Annotated in this window: 17 protein-coding genes; 8 read left to right on the forward strand and 9 right to left on the reverse strand. The window is 40.5% G+C overall.

The features are described from left to right. Nucleotides 1-2: 2 nt before the first annotated feature. Nucleotides 3-734, reverse strand: a complete 732-nt coding sequence (locus tag FGL90_RS04495) for a sulfite exporter TauE/SafE family protein (protein WP_147657085.1) — start codon at nucleotides 732-734, stop codon at nucleotides 3-5. A gap of 86 nt (nucleotides 735-820) precedes the next feature. After that, complete coding sequence (gene pepI, locus FGL90_RS04500; protein WP_029327473.1) at nucleotides 821-1696, reverse strand: proline iminopeptidase; 876 nt, start codon at nucleotides 1694-1696, stop codon at nucleotides 821-823. A gap of 131 nt (nucleotides 1697-1827) precedes the next feature. Here pepI and FGL90_RS04505 point away from each other — a divergent pair, with 131 nt between their 5' ends. Beyond that, nucleotides 1828-2307 (forward strand): GNAT family N-acetyltransferase, encoded by a 480-nt coding sequence (locus FGL90_RS04505; protein WP_147657888.1) that lies wholly within the window; start codon nucleotides 1828-1830, stop codon nucleotides 2305-2307. Nucleotides 2308-2477: 170 nt separating this feature from the next. Here the strand turns inward: FGL90_RS04505 and FGL90_RS04510 are convergent, their stop codons facing one another. Further along, complete coding sequence (locus FGL90_RS04510) at nucleotides 2478-3125, reverse strand: Crp/Fnr family transcriptional regulator (RefSeq protein WP_010619056.1); 648 nt, start codon at nucleotides 3123-3125, stop codon at nucleotides 2478-2480. 87 nt (nucleotides 3126-3212) lie between these two features. Here FGL90_RS04510 and FGL90_RS04515 point away from each other — a divergent pair, with 87 nt between their 5' ends. The 6 genes from FGL90_RS04515 to yaaA all read left to right on the forward strand — a co-directional run bounded on the left by FGL90_RS04515 (nucleotide 3213) and on the right by yaaA (nucleotide 7767). Then, nucleotides 3213-3773 (forward strand): hypothetical protein, encoded by a 561-nt coding sequence (locus FGL90_RS04515; protein WP_133278349.1) that lies wholly within the window; start codon nucleotides 3213-3215, stop codon nucleotides 3771-3773. 327 nt (nucleotides 3774-4100) lie between these two features. Continuing rightward, complete coding sequence (locus FGL90_RS04520; protein WP_010619054.1) at nucleotides 4101-4217, forward strand: putative metal homeostasis protein; 117 nt, start codon at nucleotides 4101-4103, stop codon at nucleotides 4215-4217. 22 nt (nucleotides 4218-4239) lie between these two features. Beyond that, nucleotides 4240-4404: a 50S ribosomal protein L32 gene (rpmF, locus tag FGL90_RS04525; RefSeq protein WP_010619053.1), complete on the forward strand. Its 165-nt coding sequence runs from the start codon at nucleotides 4240-4242 to the stop codon at nucleotides 4402-4404. A gap of 135 nt (nucleotides 4405-4539) precedes the next feature. Next, on the forward strand, nucleotides 4540-5715 hold the full coding sequence (locus FGL90_RS04530; protein WP_147657890.1) for an MFS transporter: 1176 nt from the start codon (nucleotides 4540-4542) through the stop codon (nucleotides 5713-5715). A gap of 289 nt (nucleotides 5716-6004) precedes the next feature. Then, entirely contained in the window at nucleotides 6005-6910 is a 906-nt protein-coding gene (locus tag FGL90_RS04535; RefSeq protein ID WP_010619051.1) for a hypothetical protein, read from the forward strand. A 110-nt stretch (nucleotides 6911-7020) separates the two neighbouring features. Further along, complete coding sequence (gene yaaA / locus FGL90_RS04540) at nucleotides 7021-7767, forward strand: peroxide stress protein YaaA (protein WP_147657087.1); 747 nt, start codon at nucleotides 7021-7023, stop codon at nucleotides 7765-7767. 11 nt (nucleotides 7768-7778) lie between these two features. Here yaaA and FGL90_RS04545 read toward each other — a convergent pair whose 3' ends face one another. Next, nucleotides 7779-8720, reverse strand: coding sequence for a DUF5655 domain-containing protein (locus FGL90_RS04545; RefSeq protein ID WP_010619049.1), 942 nt, complete (start codon nucleotides 8718-8720; stop codon nucleotides 7779-7781). A gap of 218 nt (nucleotides 8721-8938) precedes the next feature. Between FGL90_RS04545 and FGL90_RS04550 the strand changes: the two genes are divergently transcribed. Next, nucleotides 8939-10108, forward strand: coding sequence for a DUF2075 domain-containing protein (locus FGL90_RS04550; RefSeq protein WP_147657089.1), 1170 nt, complete (start codon nucleotides 8939-8941; stop codon nucleotides 10106-10108). A gap of 55 nt (nucleotides 10109-10163) precedes the next feature. Here FGL90_RS04550 and FGL90_RS04555 read toward each other — a convergent pair whose 3' ends face one another. The 5 genes from FGL90_RS04555 to FGL90_RS04575 all read right to left on the reverse strand — a co-directional run bounded on the left by FGL90_RS04555 (nucleotide 10164) and on the right by FGL90_RS04575 (nucleotide 15788). Beyond that, a complete protein-coding gene (locus tag FGL90_RS04555) occupies nucleotides 10164-11441 on the reverse strand; it encodes a DUF2971 domain-containing protein (RefSeq protein ID WP_225423052.1) in 1278 nt (425 codons plus the stop codon). Nucleotides 11442-11547: 106 nt separating this feature from the next. Then, complete coding sequence (gene rlmH, locus FGL90_RS04560; RefSeq protein ID WP_010619046.1) at nucleotides 11548-12027, reverse strand: 23S rRNA (pseudouridine(1915)-N(3))-methyltransferase RlmH; 480 nt, start codon at nucleotides 12025-12027, stop codon at nucleotides 11548-11550. 620 nt (nucleotides 12028-12647) lie between these two features. After that, nucleotides 12648-13838, reverse strand: a complete 1191-nt coding sequence (locus tag FGL90_RS04565; protein WP_187240458.1) for a S1C family serine protease — start codon at nucleotides 13836-13838, stop codon at nucleotides 12648-12650. 223 nt (nucleotides 13839-14061) lie between these two features. After that, on the reverse strand, nucleotides 14062-14871 hold the full coding sequence (locus tag FGL90_RS04570) for an MBL fold metallo-hydrolase (protein ID WP_033445153.1): 810 nt from the start codon (nucleotides 14869-14871) through the stop codon (nucleotides 14062-14064). A 95-nt stretch (nucleotides 14872-14966) separates the two neighbouring features. Next, on the reverse strand, nucleotides 14967-15788 hold the full coding sequence (locus FGL90_RS04575; RefSeq protein ID WP_010619043.1) for a two-component system regulatory protein YycI: 822 nt from the start codon (nucleotides 15786-15788) through the stop codon (nucleotides 14967-14969). Between the last annotated feature and the right edge of the window lie 28 nt (nucleotides 15789-15816).

Genomic DNA, 15816 nt, shown 5'->3' on the forward strand with positions numbered 1-15816 from the left:
TTTTAACGGAAAAACAAAAGTCCGCCAAATACAATCAACAGCATATAAATATATTTGACCAGCGTCTCACTCGCAATGTGTGCGGTCAGCCAATTACCAAATGGGATGACCACGAATAACAGGGGCACGATGATGCAAAGTAGCTTAACCACTTCCATCGACCAAAATCCCGACGCAACCTGGCTCACCACCACAATGACGCCAACGCAAACAAAGTGAGCTTGGAGAATGCCGCGCATTGTATCAATCGGCCAACGTTTTAACGTTCCGTAGATGACGACTGGAACCCCATGACTATTGAACGCACTCCCCATGGTTCCCGAGATGATGCCAGCTAAATAGTCCCACCCATTTGCGTGTAAATGGGCTTTCCCTGGTCGGTTGCGTAAAACTTTAAGCAGACTATAGGCGCCATAAAGAATTAAAAAGCCACCAAATAAATGTAATACCAAGCTCCGATTTACCGTTTTAATGAGCAAAATTCCGACTGGAACGCCCAATACGGATCCAGCCACTAATCGACGAACAGCCGCAAAATCAATTTTAGTATGATATTTGACCGTTGCTGGTAACGCAACTAGCAGGCCAAGCGCGCCAATTAAGGCAGTAGATGCTTGAATGTTAAACCCAACTAAAGCCAGCAGCGGCATCGTTACGAGCGCCTCACCGAACCCAAAAACGGTTCGCACTAAAGCACCAAAAAGAGCGATTAAAATGATTAAAGCTATCGTCATGTCGTTCTCCTATCATCTATCCATCCCTTAGTATAAAGAAAAATCGATAACAATTTCAATAAAATTGATATCGATTCCTTAAATGATTAATCGTTTTCCTTTAACCAATTATCCAACACGCTAATAAACTCATCGTGTTGATCCAAAAGTGCCAAATGACGACTGTTCGCAAATAAGTGCCACTTTGCACCTGGAATATTGTCATAGACGGATTTAGCTACTAATGGTGTACATAAATCATCTGTTCCACTCGTGACCAAAACGGGAACATCGATGTTCTTGAGCTGATCCGTCACATCAAAGTCGCTAATTGTCCCATTTTCAGTAAACTCATTGGGTCCTTCTGCAATCAAACTAGCACGAGCCCCGTTTGTCTCTCGGCGCAGAGGTTCTGGTGAATTTTCATCGGGGTCATCCCAGCAGTAACGTTCCATGTAGCGGTCGTTTGCAGCCAAATACTTAGGGTTAGTGAAGTCGCCGGTTCTTTTTGCCTCAGCAATCGCCGTGCGATCCTCATAACTTAAATAAGAAATCAACCGTTGCTGTTCTTGCGTCCATAATTTAATGGAAGCTGGTGAACCGTCAATCATCACACTCTTAATCCCCTTAGGATTGTAGCTAGTCAGGTATAGCATTTCGAGCATGCCGCCCCACGATTGACCCAGCATGTGAACTTGGTCCAAATGGAGGTATTCTCGTAAAGCAATCAGTTCTTCTGCCCAAGTTTCTTTGACGTAGACGCTTTCGTCTTCAGGAAGTGATGACTTTCCGCAGCCGACTTGGTCATACATAATTAATTGGCGACCCGTATTGGCGTAATCATCCATCAATTCAAAGTAATTATGGGATGATCCAGGCCCCCCATGAAGTAATAATAATGGTGTTTTGTCGCTGGGTTCGCCAACGATGCGGTAATAAGTTTTGTAGTCACGAAATGGCATGTATCCTTCTTCAATTTTCATAGCAAACGGTCCTTTTCTAATGAAGTTGTTAGAATTAATTGTACGCCTAAATTAAATGAATGACTCTTTACATTTTCACTCCACAAAGCATAATAGATATTATTAAATTCTCTAACAAAAGGGTGATCATGATGATAAAGAGCCGATTGTTTCGCGAAACTGATGCAGAAGAAGTTTCCAAAGTAGTCGCAGAAACGCTAAGAACCACAAATATTTCTGATTATTCACATGATTATATTGAAAGAACTATTCAAACGCTGACGCCAGCATTTTTTAAAGAAAAGAGTACTCAAACCCATTTTTATGTCATTTGTGATAACTCTAAAATTATCGGTACCGGCGCTATTGGATCTTATTGGGGAAGCCAAACAGAATTTAGTTTATTTGATATTTTTGTTCTTCCAGCTTATCAAGGCCAAGGCATCGGAAAATCAATTATTCAAACCTTAGAATCCGATTCCTTCTTCAAACATGCAAGCCGCATAGAGATTCCAGCCTCAAAAACTGCTTTGGGATTCTATCAAAAAATGGGATATACTTTTAAAAATAATATTGACTCACTGGATGATGAACAACTGTACCGACTGGAAAAATTTCCGCAAAAAAAATAGCGTGACCTTTTTAATACCTATTAAGTAATGAGTCATCGGGTTGTTTTTAACCTAAATTTGGACTGTCTTTAATTCAATCCCATTTCTACTGAGGCCAAGTAGTCACCCAAATCAATCAGTTTCACGCACCCCTGTCACTACCGTAAAGTTTCACGTGAAACATCCTCCACTCACAGTAACCTAATCATTCTCCCCGTCATCTCAATCACACCCTCTTGGCTCAACTTCGTAAATTGACGACTCAGAGTCTCCGGTGTAATGCTCAACCAATTTGCCAAATCACGTTTACTCAACGGTAATTTGAAATAATGGCTACCAATCTTTCCCGCCGTATCCTCAAGATATTGAACTAATCGATCATGTGAAGTGAGCGTTCCATATCGGGCACTGCGGTTTTCTAAATCCGTCAGTCTGTTGCCAAACGCGTTAATGATGCTGACGGCCAAGGAAGGCGTCTTCTCAAGCAACTCCTGAAAATCTGACTTCCTAATCGAGCAAACGAGTGAGTCCTCTACCGTTTCAGCGAAGTTGTGGTGCGTTGATTCCGTGAAAAGTGCTGCTTCGCTATCGACCGCATGACCATCTAAGAAGTAGAGAATTTGTTCCTGCCCGTCTTCATCCAACCGGTAAACTTTGACGCGCCCCTGGTCCACCACTAATAGTCGATCCACATCCGAGCCAGCCTCATAGAGCGTTGTTCCGGCGGGAAATTGTTCCTGATGGGTTGAAATGGTCGTTAACTTCTTAATTGTATCGTCGTCCAGTCCAATAAAAATTGGCGCCGATTTAACGCACTCGAATGCGGAATGATTTTTCATCGTTTTCCTCCAAAAATTGACATTTATCAATTTATTTTGATTAACTTGATTATATACTAAGTTCAGATAAATCGAGGAGGAACTTTTATTATGACAAAATACGAAGCACAGATTGTTCCATTAAACGACACGAAAATTGGTACGAGCGCCCATGGGACTGCAACCTTTTTAGAAGAAAACGACAAACTAACCATCACCATTGAAATGTTCGACACCCCCGCCAATACAGAACACTGGGAACATTTTCATGGTTTCCCAGATGGCAAAGATGCTGCAATTTCAACCATTGACCAGGATACCAATCTTGATGGGTTCGTCGATTTGATGGAAACTGAAGCCGTTTCTGGCACAACGATGGTCGCATTTGACGATGCTCCTGAAAACATCGACATCCCCCATGATCGTTATCCCGTATCTGACGCTAATGGCCATTTCTCATACACGCAGGTCGTTCCCCTATCAACCTTACAAGCTAACTTTGAAAAAGCATTTGGCAGCAAGGACCTTCAACTAGACAAACGGGTCATTTACATTCACGGTGTACCTGCATCTCTCGAATTACCAGCTACGGTTGCTGGGATGGTCGGCGACTTTGATGCGCATGTGACGCTACCAATTGCGGTTGGTAAGATTAAACGAGTTGACTAGGTGATCGCATGAAAATTCTACATTTATTTGTCCTCGCCATTTATATCATCGGTCTCATCGGCATGCTCAGGATGCACATGGACTTTGCCATGTATCTGATGTTTGCCGGAATGATTATTGAATGCGTTGTCCATTTGGTGGTACCGAAGAAAAGATGAGGTAAAGCTTGATTCGATGAGAATCGGGCTTTTTTCATATCCAAATGCTTTCCTTTGACTTTAATTTTAACTGATGATAAATTATTAAAGTCCAAATCGTAATAATAACGATTTACTTAGTTTAAAGCGAAAATGAAAGCACATAATCATTAACTACAGGAGGTTCATCATGGAAAAAACAGATTTAGCCAGTGCTCACCGTCGATTAAAAAGTCCGGATATCAAAGCACGTAAACGCGCATTAAAGGTAATTAAAGACGCCAAACGTAACAGTAAGAAAGCTTAAGCTTAGATAGGAGATCTCACTCATGGCAGTTCCAGCAAGAAGAACCTCTAAAACCAAAAAGAACCAGCGCAGATCACCAAAAAAATTGGATCAACCTAATGTCTCAGTTGATTCAAAAACTGGTGATGCGCATATGAGCCATCGAGTGTCGTTGGATGGCTATTATAATGGGAAAAAGGTAATTTAGGTGACTATATTTTATGTAAGGGCTTGATTCAATCTGAATCGAGCTTTTTTTATTGAAAAGATAGACGTCATCACCAAAACCTTGTAATATAAGCAAGTCTGTCAAATAATTAGGTATAGAAAGAGAAGTAAAATGATGAAACAATTCAAAATTCAAAGTTTAATTCTTATATTAATTGCGTTTACGCTGGGGATTAGTGAATTCCTAATCGTCGGAATTTTAGATGACCTATCAGCGCAGTTTAACGTCTCCGTTGCTGCGGTTGGCTATCTGGTGACAATCTTTGCCCTGGTATATGCGGTCAGCACCCCATTTATCACGTTGCTAATTGGTAAACATAATCTATTTTGGGGACTATTTGGCCTCATGGGTATCTTTACATTTGGTAACATTTTAAGCTTCATCTCACCAAACTTTACCTTATTTACCATCTCTCGGATTATCACGGCGTTAGTTTCCGGTGTTGCCATCTCAATTGCGCTGTCATTTGCCGGTCATATCGCACCACTGCCAAAACGAGGGTGGTTATTATCTTGGGTGTTCGCTGGATTTAGCATTGCTTCCGTGCTCGGAGTTCCACTGGGCACCTGGATTTCAACTAATTTGGGCTGGCGGATCTCATTTTTAACCATTATTATCATTTCGTTTATCACAATGGGCCTCATTTTAGCGTCACTGCCTCGTGACTTTAAACAGCAAGCCAGTAGCATTATGGGTCAGTTAGCCTTATTAAAGGATCGTCGAATTCAGGTTGGAATGTTCTTGCCGATGTTTAACCTTGCGTCTATTTATGTCTTCTATACATATTTGCGCCCCATTCTCACGACCCAATTGCACTTCTCGACGGGCATGCTGACAATTCTCCTATTTGTCTTTGGGATTACCAATATTATTGGCAACCGGATGAGCGGCAAATTAACTGAAGGGCCCGGACTCAACGTCATGCCTCAGGTCTACATTGGCCAATTTGTACTACTCCTCATCATGCCCCTTGCCTTCCTTTATAGTTGGGTGGGCGTCCTCGTCTTAATGCTGCTGATTACCAGCATGCCACTCTTGGGCTCCCCCATTCAAATCCTCTTCTTACAAGTAGCGGAAGAGGCTTACCCACAATCAATCGTTCTGGCATCCTCTCTCAATTCGATTTTCTCCAATTTTGGAATTGCGTTGGGATCCGCAACTGGCGGTGTGTTAGTTAGCTCAATCGGTATGAATTCCGTAGGGCCTGGTGGTGCCATTTATACGGTGATTACGTTTGGACTGACGGTTTGGCTGATTAGGTTGAATAAGAAAAGTAAGGCAGCTGAATAAGTGTTACAGGAGAAATATTTTGTTCAAAAATAAAGTCCTCTTCAAATGAAGGGGGCTTTATTTAGTCAAACATCAAAATTAATTTGTTTCCAATGTCCTAGGCCAAACAACTATAGGAGCAGCTAATTTACTACTCACTTATACAGGCGCAACCTTACTTAACCCGAGAATTACTAAGGAAAATAAACTTTGATTTTAATTAGATCGCAACGACGTCCCATTTCCACGCCACATTTGCGTTATACTATGTATGCAAATTAATCACATATTATCCTCGGGAGGATTCATCATGAAAAAAAGACTCATCATCACCTTAGGCATCTGCTTTGGCTTGTTCGGCCTTGGCGGTGCACTTGTTGCCCAGCCACATCAAGCACAAGCAAAGACCACCTATACCAAAGTTAGCGCGAAATATGGCATTTTTGACACAACTTACTACGTCAAATCGAGCAAGAAGTCCGTTTACATGTGGAACGCCAGCCATACAAAGAAAATCATCAACTTGAAAAATTATCCAAGCCAAACGTTCGTTAAATTGTCTGAGTTAGTGCTGAAACATGGCAATACCAAGGCAGTTTACTACCGAACTTCAACCGCTTTGCGTGGCAATGGAAAAATAGTCACCGGTTACGTTTGGCGGGGGAACTTAAAGGCGGGTGTCAATCCTAATCCCAACAAATTAAACTACGCTGCGCTATCTCAATTTAATTCAACTAAAACGTACGCCAGCTATATTCAAAAGGGAAATTACCAAAAACTAGCTAAATCAGTCGTCAAATTATTCCCTAAGACACCGGTTGATTTGAATCTTAGTAGAATTGCCGCGTACAACGAAAGCCTCAGCACTTTCGATGAGGGGACGACTTGGTTTGAGGACCAAACCTCAGTCACAACTACTGGTTATACTGATATTATTCCGCTCAATAGCGCTATGAATACCCTTTACAAACATAAGACTGCCAGCAATGCTAAGAAACTTGCCTACCTCCAAACGGCACTCAACAAAGCCGGCTACAGTGCTTCCAAGCGTGCCAAATTATCAGGCTACAAGCTTGGCATTTACTTCATTAACAACATACCCGATACTTACCGCTCAATTATTGAAGATGGTGGTAATGGTCGTGCCGCGGGTTATGCCTTGGTATTAGCTAAGCGTAATTCCGAAACACCAGATGTCCATTTCATCACTGAATAAACCAAATCCCCAAGGTTGAAACCGCAGCCCTGGGGATTTTTTGTATTCTTATTCTCAATTTTGCGGTATTCTACACACATGAACCTACACTAATGCTAAGGAAATGACTCATGAAAATTATTATTTCACCCGCCAAAAAAATGCAAATAGATACCGATAACTTTGCTAGTACAGCATTGCCGCAATATTTATCAGAGACTAAAAAAATCGTGACTGCACTAAAATCTCATAACTATGATGAACTCAAATCCATTTGGAATTGTAGCGACAAACTTGCCCGAGAAAATTACGATCAGCTGCAACGCCTCAATTTAGAAACTCAGCTTACGCCTGCTCTGATGGCCTTTTCGGGCATTCAATATCAATACATGGCACCCGACCTTTTTACGGAACCAGCCCTAGATTACGTTCAAGCCAATTTAAAAATATTATCTGGCTTCTATGGCATCTTGCGACCATTTGATGGTGTCGTTCCCTACCGGTTGGAAATGCAGTCACCACTTGTGGTTGAAGGACATCAACGACTCTATGATTTCTGGGGCGATAAACTTTACGATGCATTAGGTAGCAGCGCCGGCGAACCCATTATCAATCTGGCCTCTCAGGAATACGCTAAAGCCATTCGGCCTTACCTACCACCGGATACGCCCTTTATCGAAATTGTCTTCGGGCAACTAATTGATGGCAAAATAAAAATCCGCGCCACTTTTGCTAAAATGGCCCGGGGAGAAATGGTTCGATATATGGCAGAAAACGACGTGCAAAAAGCGGCTGAATTGAGGAAATTTAACCGCTTAGACTACCAGTTTGATGAGCAACGGTCGACGAAGGAAAGACTGGTGTTTGTGAAAGCATAATTCTTTTCAGATTATGAATGACTATACTTTTGCCAAACCTGTTTGACTAAGCTTAAAACGTATTCTAATTGACTATCATTTTCCAGTCGAATCTCATAGTCTCCGTTTCCCCAATGCCCCGTTTCACTGACATCGCGAATTAGATTCTTAGGATCCTTTAATTCACCCATAGGAAGATTAATCCACATTTTCATAGCCTGTTTTTGTAGAAGAAAGTCTACAATTTTATGCTGATTAATCCGAAAACCAATGTATTTAGATGTTGGCTTTATTTCAAACGATGAATCCCACTCCAGCAAAGCATCTTTCATTTTTTGATAAAGATTCTGGATGCTTTCAGAGCCCGCCGCTACTAGTCTTTCTTCATTTGGTGCAATTAGTTCGGCAGCATTATCTAAGTTAACACCTTTATCTTCACGAACTGCTTTCTTATTAGAATTATGAGCAAAATGCCCTAAATTACTAGGCCGCAAAATTTGATTCAATGAAAGATGATTATTTCGATATTTTTTTGCTTCAAATAATTCAATTGGTAAATCAGGATTATTAATTGCATCCATTTGGTAGGCGCTAAATCCGCCAGCGACAAAGATGACCTTTACCTGCGTCCAATCGAAATCCTCAATCCCTTTTTTTGCTTGAAACTGTTCGTTATAAACGAGTGCAAAATCAGCCTTATGATTTAATAGTGTATTCAGATAGGCAAATCCCTGATCAATGACACTATACTTGGAGGATCTCTTATACTCCACAATAACAAACGAATCCGTACTCTGATCAAAACCAACCGTATCAAGGCGGTATTTACCAACGACAAACTCACTTGCGACAAATTGAATTCCTAATGTTAATTCAAGATTGTTTTCAATTAGGTTTTGTAATTCTCGCTCCAATTCAAAATTACTGCCATCTACCTTTTTCAGGTCTTGGTTTTCTATCTTAAAAAGTTCCAATGTATTTTTTCCTCCAAAGTAAAACGCATATCATGTAAATTGTTGATACTAAAATCAGCATTTTTCATTATCCTCTTTTTTTATAAAGCAAACTACCCTTTTCCATTTGCTTAAATTTTCAAAGATTCCAAGCAGTTTATCGTTTTACTGATATAATACCTTGAGGAATACAACAGCAGTAACTGCACTCAAATAATGAATAACTTAGGAGCCACACCATGAATGAGATTTTAAAAGCACAATTTTTTGTTGATGATCTTTCAGACGATCAAAAAGCAAAAATCACAGATATTAACAATTACATTGAAAAAGGACTCAACGATAAGTCCCATTCCATCGCGATTATCGAGGGTGGTGCGGGAACCGGAAAGTCAGTCGTTTTAATGGAGCTGGTTCGCCAATACATGACCGACAAGCGCTATAAGACCGCATTAGTCGTTAACCATCCGGAACTATATAAAGCTTACCGTGACATTGGTGAGGCAATCCCAAATATGAACGTGAAGTCCATTTTGCGACCAACAGCGTTAATTAATGACGCGCAAAAGAATCATAAAAAATATGACGTTATTTTTGTCGACGAAGCCCATCTCCTCTATTCCAAATCAGAACCCTACGCGCACTATCGCGGACAAAATCAACTAACTGATTTGATGAGTATGGCCAAAGTGGTCGTCGCCGTGTACGATTTCGACCAGGTCTTCCAGTCTAAGATGTACTGGGACAAGGAGTTGCTCTTTAAGACGATTGGTAAGGACCCCTACAAAGTATTTGATATGGATTTCCAATACCGAATGGTCGCCAGTGATGAGCAGGTTGCCTGGATGGACGATTTATCTGCTGAAAAGCCATTGAAGGCCTTCCCGAACAATAGCGACTTTGAGTTTAAGGTGTTTGATAAAGCCGGCGACTTGTTTGAAACTATCAAAAAGCGCAACAAAGAGTTTGGCATGAGCCGTGTCGTGGCCACTTCTGGCTTCCCACGAATTGATGGCCGCCATAACGTTGAAATGGATACTTTCAGCCTACCTTGGGATGAATGGGATCCACAACGCACCCCGTGGGCTAAACGTGAGGGATCGATTACCCAAGTTGGGACGATTTACACGCTGCAGGGATTTGATTTGAACTACGTCGGGATGATTATCGGTCCTTCATTTGGCTACGATAAAAAGACGGACACCATGACCATCATTCCCGAAAAGTATTCTCATAAGGAAATTTTCAAGAAACGGAAAGATATTCAATTTTCTCAAGATGAATATAAAACCTTCATCGCAAACGTTTTGAACGTGTTAATGAAGCGCGGTAAGTATGGGCTGTATTTGACGGCTTATGACCCTGCGTTGAGACAGCGATTGATGGAATTGGATGAAGATAGGAAGTAAGTTCTATATACTACTTCACTTTACAAAAAGTAGGTGCCATAAGAGGCACCTACTTTTATTTTCCATGGAGACTTGTCAAAAGTTCTCGCTCCATCTTTCCAGTTTTGTCATCTCTGAACATAGCATATACAGGAAAATTTGCAACATCATTCTCCTTACATTTCTGAACGAGTATTTTGGTTATTTTTATCTTATTTTCATTGCTTGTTTTAGGACCAAAAGTTATTGATTTCAATTCTGAAAAATCATAAAAAAATGTCCTACTTTGAGTCGTAGAATATCCCTCCATAAAATTAGAAATAATAAGACGCGACTCTCTTTGTGTGATCCACGAAGAATCCTTTGTTAATACTGTTTGCTCGGTCCATTTCCAGTAGTTATCTTTTAGATTTTCTTTTATTTGATGAGTATCGTTTCCCCAATCATAATTTGCAAATATTCCTGTAATCATTGCATCCGGTAGTTTTCCTATAGAACTAAAAAAATTAAAACTTTGTGCATTCTCATATGCCACTTTTTTAAACTTATGATTACTGCTATTTCCTTCAGAATCCCTTAAAGTGATTGACTCATCATTCTTATACTCTATTGCAATCCCCTCATAATTAGTATAATCATGCCACATCCGTCCGTCTGAATAATCATCTGTAAATGAAGCAATGTAGCAGTTTTCTAATGCCATATTCCTTAATCCTTCAAAAAAACTGTCCATCAACTTTTCACTTATTTGATAATTAACGAATTGCTGACTATTAACATCCAACTCATTTTGGTAACATAAAGGGTCACTAGTAAATTTTGACAAAATATCTACACGACTTGTTTCTTCGCATGGTACTTTATTGAGTGTACTTATTATCTTCTGCACACTATCCAATTTTTTCACCATTTGTTTATTCTTTTTTTCAAGTTCTGTTTTCTTATTAACAAATGCTCCAAATTGCTGCGAGTAAAAAATAGTTAAAAATAAAATATACTGAGTAATTATCTTACGCAACTGACGTTCATATACTTTTCCTGACGCTGCAAAAAGCGCTATTAAAGCCCTCACTCCGCCTATATTTAAATATCCTTTAAATTCCTCTCCATCATAATTATAATTTCTACTAGTGAGATTCGTTTTTAATGGGACCATGGCTGGTACATATTCATCAAATTTTTCGCCAACGATTCCTTGATTGAATGAAATATGTTTGTAGAACATAGCAAAGAAACCTTGCCACAATGCCTCATTTCCGTCAAAATACATTGGATATCTGCCTTCATACATATCATCTTCAACACTAGCCGGAGCAAAATAGATGGATTGTTTTTCTAACTCTTTAAATTTCAAAAGAGTATCAATATTTCTTAATCTAAAAATAACTTCACCTTCTATAACAATTTTGAATCACCAGTTTCACCATATTTCCGGTAAAGCCTTACATGTTTGCAAACCTTCACTTATGATACGGGCTTCCCTCGTTAATCATAAATGCCCGGTATACCTGCTCCGTCAGCACCAGTCTCATCAATTGGTGAGGAAGTGTGAACCGGCCAAACGAAATCTGTGTGTTGGCACGTTTAAGGACCTCTGGTGTCAATCCGAGTGATCCACCAATGACAAACGTGATATCAGAATGTCCATAAGTAGTTAATTGCGCGATCTCGGCAGCAAATTCCTCCGATGAACGTTCCTTCCCTAAGATTGCGAGTGCGTACACGTACTCGCGGTCTTTTATTTTGCCCAAAATACGTTCGCCTTCCTTAGCCATCACGTCATCCATCTGGGCCTGACTCAAAGATTCAGGAGCCTTCTCATCTGGAACCTCGACAATTTCAAACTTACAAAAACGTGATAATCGTTTTGCATATTCAGCAATTCCCTGTTTAAAGTATTTTTCCTTCAGTTTACCCACACCAATAATTTTAATATTCATCACAGACTCCTTAGCCATTATTTCTGCTTTCATTTTACGCTATCCACCGAAAAATGGAACTATCAACAAGTTATGCACAAAGTTATCCACAGACTTAATTCACACTTTATTTTAATTGTAACCGTCAACATGCTTCAAAAACGGCATTTATAATAGACCCTCAAAAATAGTTATCAACAGGTTAAACAAAACAAGCGTTCCTATGTTACAGTCAAACGCTTACGGCCACAAGGGATTAAGGAATTATCCCCAGTTGTTGACAAAGTTATGCACATTAGCCTGTGGATAACTTAAAAATTTAGCAAAATAAAGTTATACCAGTATCATTTTTAAAATATACACAAATTTTGACTTATCCACAAAGTTATCCACAGGCTCCTCTAATTTATCTCACCCGAAGTTTTACCCTTAATCCACTATTTTTATTCGGACTTTTCGTCTCTTTCACCCTGCAAATACACTTGATTCCGCAAGCATTCATTTTCCTAGTTCGGAAAACAGACAAAAAAGCCCGATAGACGCGCTCGTCTATCGGACCTTTTTCATGCTAAAACCAATCGATTGTGTGACTCAAAATGCCGTCTATCGCCAGTTTTTAGAAATTTTATTTTATGCATCATTTATGAAGCAGTTTTATTAAGCGTTACCGTCTCAGTCTTCTTGTTTCCGTTGTGGTAGTAGGTCACTTTGACCTTATCGCCAACTTTGTAATTATACAGAAGATCACGTAGCGTCGTATTTTCAGTTACCTTTTTATTCCCAAGAGCCGTAATAACATCGTACTTCTTAATACCGGCCTTACTTGCGGGCGAATTGCTGCTTGGCGCTGCCATCACAACGGCACCGTAGGAAACGCTACTTGGTAATTTAAGCGTTGATTTTTGTTGGGTCTTAGAGATTTCCGACAAATCAACGTACTTGATTCCCAATGCTGGTCGGGTAATCTTACCACTCTTAATGAGTTGATTAATAATCTTCACAACTTCATTACTTGGAATGGCAAAGCCCATCCCTTCAACGCTAGTACCTGAGCTGTCAGAAGCTAACTTCATCGAGTTAATCCCGATAACTTGGCCACCTAAATTAATCAGTGGACCACCCGAGTTACCTGGGTTGATGGCGGCATCCGTTTGAATAACCGTTGCAGTCCCATTCGTTGTTTCAACCGTTCGTTTCTTAGCTGAAATAATTCCTTGCGTCAATGACGTTGCGTACTCTGAACCAAGTGGTGATCCAATCGCGAGCGCCGTTTCACCAACCTTGATGGCCGATGAGTCACCAAACGTGGCAACTTTATTGATATCGCTTGAATTAACCTTAATAACGGCTAAATCAGTCACGCTATCCTTACCAACAATTTTGGCTTCCTTCTTCTTACCAGAACTAGTAATGACTTCTAGCGCGTTTGAACCAGATACCACGTGGTTATTTGTGACGATGTAAGCCGAGTTCCCAGATTTCTTATAAACGATACCTGAACCCTCTGAACTTTCCTCTAAGGAGCTGCTAGAGGACGATGATGACTCACTACTGCTCTCGCCAAACAAACTTCCCAATCCATCGCTACTTGAACTTTCTTTTTGCAAATTGATAACCGAAACAACGGCACCCTTCACATTTTTGAACGCAGTTTCAGATTTAGAACTAACGTTAACCTTCACGTTGCTCGTCGATGCTGTACCACCACTGTTTGAGCCACTAGGAACTGAAGTTGTATTCACATGATTATTAAAGTAGGTCATTCCCCCATAGGCAATTCCCCCACCAAGTAAACCGGCAATTAATGCTGTTATGGCAACCTTTGTTAGCATTCCGCCGCCCCGCTTAGCACGAGTTGGTTGATCTTGGTTATTTAAGTTTTGGTTTTCATTATTATTATTATCCATATTGATTCGGCTTTCGCCTGACCTCCCTTTGGATTTAGCGCAAAAGAAAAACGCCCTTATTTAAACCTTTTACAAGTCTATATTACCGTTAACTTGTGAAAAATGTTTGAATAAAGTCGCTAAATTCTCGTTAAATTATTAAATTTTATTAAAGAGAAACAATTCCTGATGCCTTATCAGGATCCGTATCGAGTAACTGAAAGTCGTGTCCCACGCCGTAATCGTGGTTCGCCATCATTGAAGCCACCGTCAAATGGGCAAGCGTCTTGATGTTATTTTCCTGACTTAAATGGCCAAGGAAAATGCGCTTCGTATGGTTGCCAAGCACATCCATCATCACGTTAGCGCTATCCTCGTTGGACAAATGCCCCTTATCACTTAGAATCCGTTGCTTCAATGGCCATGAATAGCTTCCCTGACGTAACATTTCAAGATCATGGTTACATTCCAGCAAGTAGCCATCTGCGTCCTTAATCGTGCCCTCAACGTGCTCTGAGACCATTCCCGTGTCCGTCAAGATGACAAACGACTTCCCATTATGATGAAATGAGTAAAATTGAGGTTCGGCTGCATCATGAGACACGCTGAAACTTTCAACGTCCAGGTCACCCATTGATAGAGTGGTATCTGGTGCAAATAGGTTCTTTTGGTCAGCAGCAACTTCCCCGATTCGGTTAGCCATCGCATCCCAAGTTCCCTTGTTGGCGTACACGTTTAGTTGTGGATAGCGTCGTGCTAAAATGCCAACTGCTTTGCGGTGATCACTGTGTTCGTGGGTCACAAACAGAGAATCGACATCATTCAGACTTTTGCCAATTGATGCCATTAATCCTTCAATTTTCTTGCCGCTTAATCCGGCGTCAACCAATACCTTGTGCTGACCCGTTTCAATGTATGTGCAATTGCCAGTACTACCGCTGGCTAATACGCTGACTTTTAGTCCATCATTCATTGTCATTAAGTGCTCCCTTTTATGTAAAAAGCCGGGACAATGGTTCTGCCACCAGCTCTTATTCCGTTATCTTTAATTATGGCTCGATTATACACTATTTTTTAATCAGTCGTTACCGATTTGGCTGACGTTTCACTTTTAAGAATGGCACCAGTAAACGCATTAACACGTCTCAGGTACGTCCCCGTCGTGTTATTGGTCTTCATCGCAATAATCCAAGTTGGCACGTACACGCTACTTTCCTGAATGGACAGTAGTTTTGTATATCCAAGTTTCGTCCACTGAATCTGTGCCCCGTTTGGAATTTCATTATATTGATACAACCAAATTAAGGCCCGTTGTTCGGAAATTGTGTCGGTTTTTTCACGTAAAGACTGGACGTCACTCAAATATCCTTGAGTATATCCGGTGATTTCGTTATTGCTAACTTTAAAGCGAACTTCACCCATTTGAGAATAAATGGAACCATTGGTCACATCTTGCACGTAAATTATCTGATTTTTGGTCGATAATTGCTTGCTGTAATGGTATTCCTTCCCATGAGAAACCTGACTAGAATCCTTCATCATGATGTCAGTTGCCTTTTCTGCCGTTGAATTACTGATGGCAACTGGGGTCTTGAACGTGCTGGTCAACTGGTCATCACTGTAACTCGTTGATTGACCAAGCAGTGAACCGGCCTTATCTTCCAAATCATTATTATTACTACTCGAAATGTAGTATCCATCAGAACTTTTTGCAGATGGTTGGCTAAATTTAATTTGATCACTTTTCATTTCCTTGATGATGGTCCCATTTGAATCGCCAGTTTGGGCACTGCCACTTGTTTGAACAGTCCCACTTTGCCTAAACGACACAAATAAGAAAATATCAATCGCAACAAAGATCACTAAGAATATCCATTCAATTCGTCGAAAATCCACACAATTTCCTCCTTTCCTGATTGCTCAA

The sequence above is a fragment of the Secundilactobacillus malefermentans genome (assembly GCF_008033155.1).
In the GTDB taxonomy this organism is placed as follows: Bacteria; Bacillota; Bacilli; order Lactobacillales; family Lactobacillaceae; genus Secundilactobacillus; species Secundilactobacillus malefermentans.

What these genes read in the sequence shown, in the direction of transcription:
- FGL90_RS04550 (WP_147657089.1), top strand. Translation starts at nt 8,939, where the DNA reads ATGAATGAGATTTTAAAAGCACAATTTTTTGTTGATGATCTTTCAGAC.
- FGL90_RS04520 (WP_010619054.1), top strand. Translation starts at nt 4,101, where the DNA reads ATGGAAAAAACAGATTTAGCCAGTGCTCACCGTCGATTAAAAAGTCCG.
- rlmH (WP_010619046.1), bottom strand. Translation starts at nt 12,027, where the DNA reads ATGAATATTAAAATTATTGGTGTGGGTAAACTGAAGGAAAAATACTTT.
- pepI (WP_029327473.1), bottom strand. Translation starts at nt 1,696, where the DNA reads ATGAAAATTGAAGAAGGATACATGCCATTTCGTGACTACAAAACTTAT.
- FGL90_RS04505 (WP_147657888.1), top strand. Translation starts at nt 1,828, where the DNA reads ATGATAAAGAGCCGATTGTTTCGCGAAACTGATGCAGAAGAAGTTTCC.
- rpmF (WP_010619053.1), top strand. Translation starts at nt 4,240, where the DNA reads ATGGCAGTTCCAGCAAGAAGAACCTCTAAAACCAAAAAGAACCAGCGC.
- FGL90_RS04495 (WP_147657085.1), bottom strand. Translation starts at nt 734, where the DNA reads ATGACGATAGCTTTAATCATTTTAATCGCTCTTTTTGGTGCTTTAGTG.
- FGL90_RS04570 (WP_033445153.1), bottom strand. Translation starts at nt 14,871, where the DNA reads ATGACAATGAATGATGGACTAAAAGTCAGCGTATTAGCCAGCGGTAGT.
- FGL90_RS04510 (WP_010619056.1), bottom strand. Translation starts at nt 3,125, where the DNA reads ATGAAAAATCATTCCGCATTCGAGTGCGTTAAATCGGCGCCAATTTTT.
- FGL90_RS04530 (WP_147657890.1), top strand. Translation starts at nt 4,540, where the DNA reads ATGAAACAATTCAAAATTCAAAGTTTAATTCTTATATTAATTGCGTTT.
- yaaA (WP_147657087.1), top strand. Translation starts at nt 7,021, where the DNA reads ATGAAAATTATTATTTCACCCGCCAAAAAAATGCAAATAGATACCGAT.
- FGL90_RS04565 (WP_187240458.1), bottom strand. Translation starts at nt 13,838, where the DNA reads ATGCTAACAAAGGTTGCCATAACAGCATTAATTGCCGGTTTACTTGGT.
- FGL90_RS04535 (WP_010619051.1), top strand. Translation starts at nt 6,005, where the DNA reads ATGAAAAAAAGACTCATCATCACCTTAGGCATCTGCTTTGGCTTGTTC.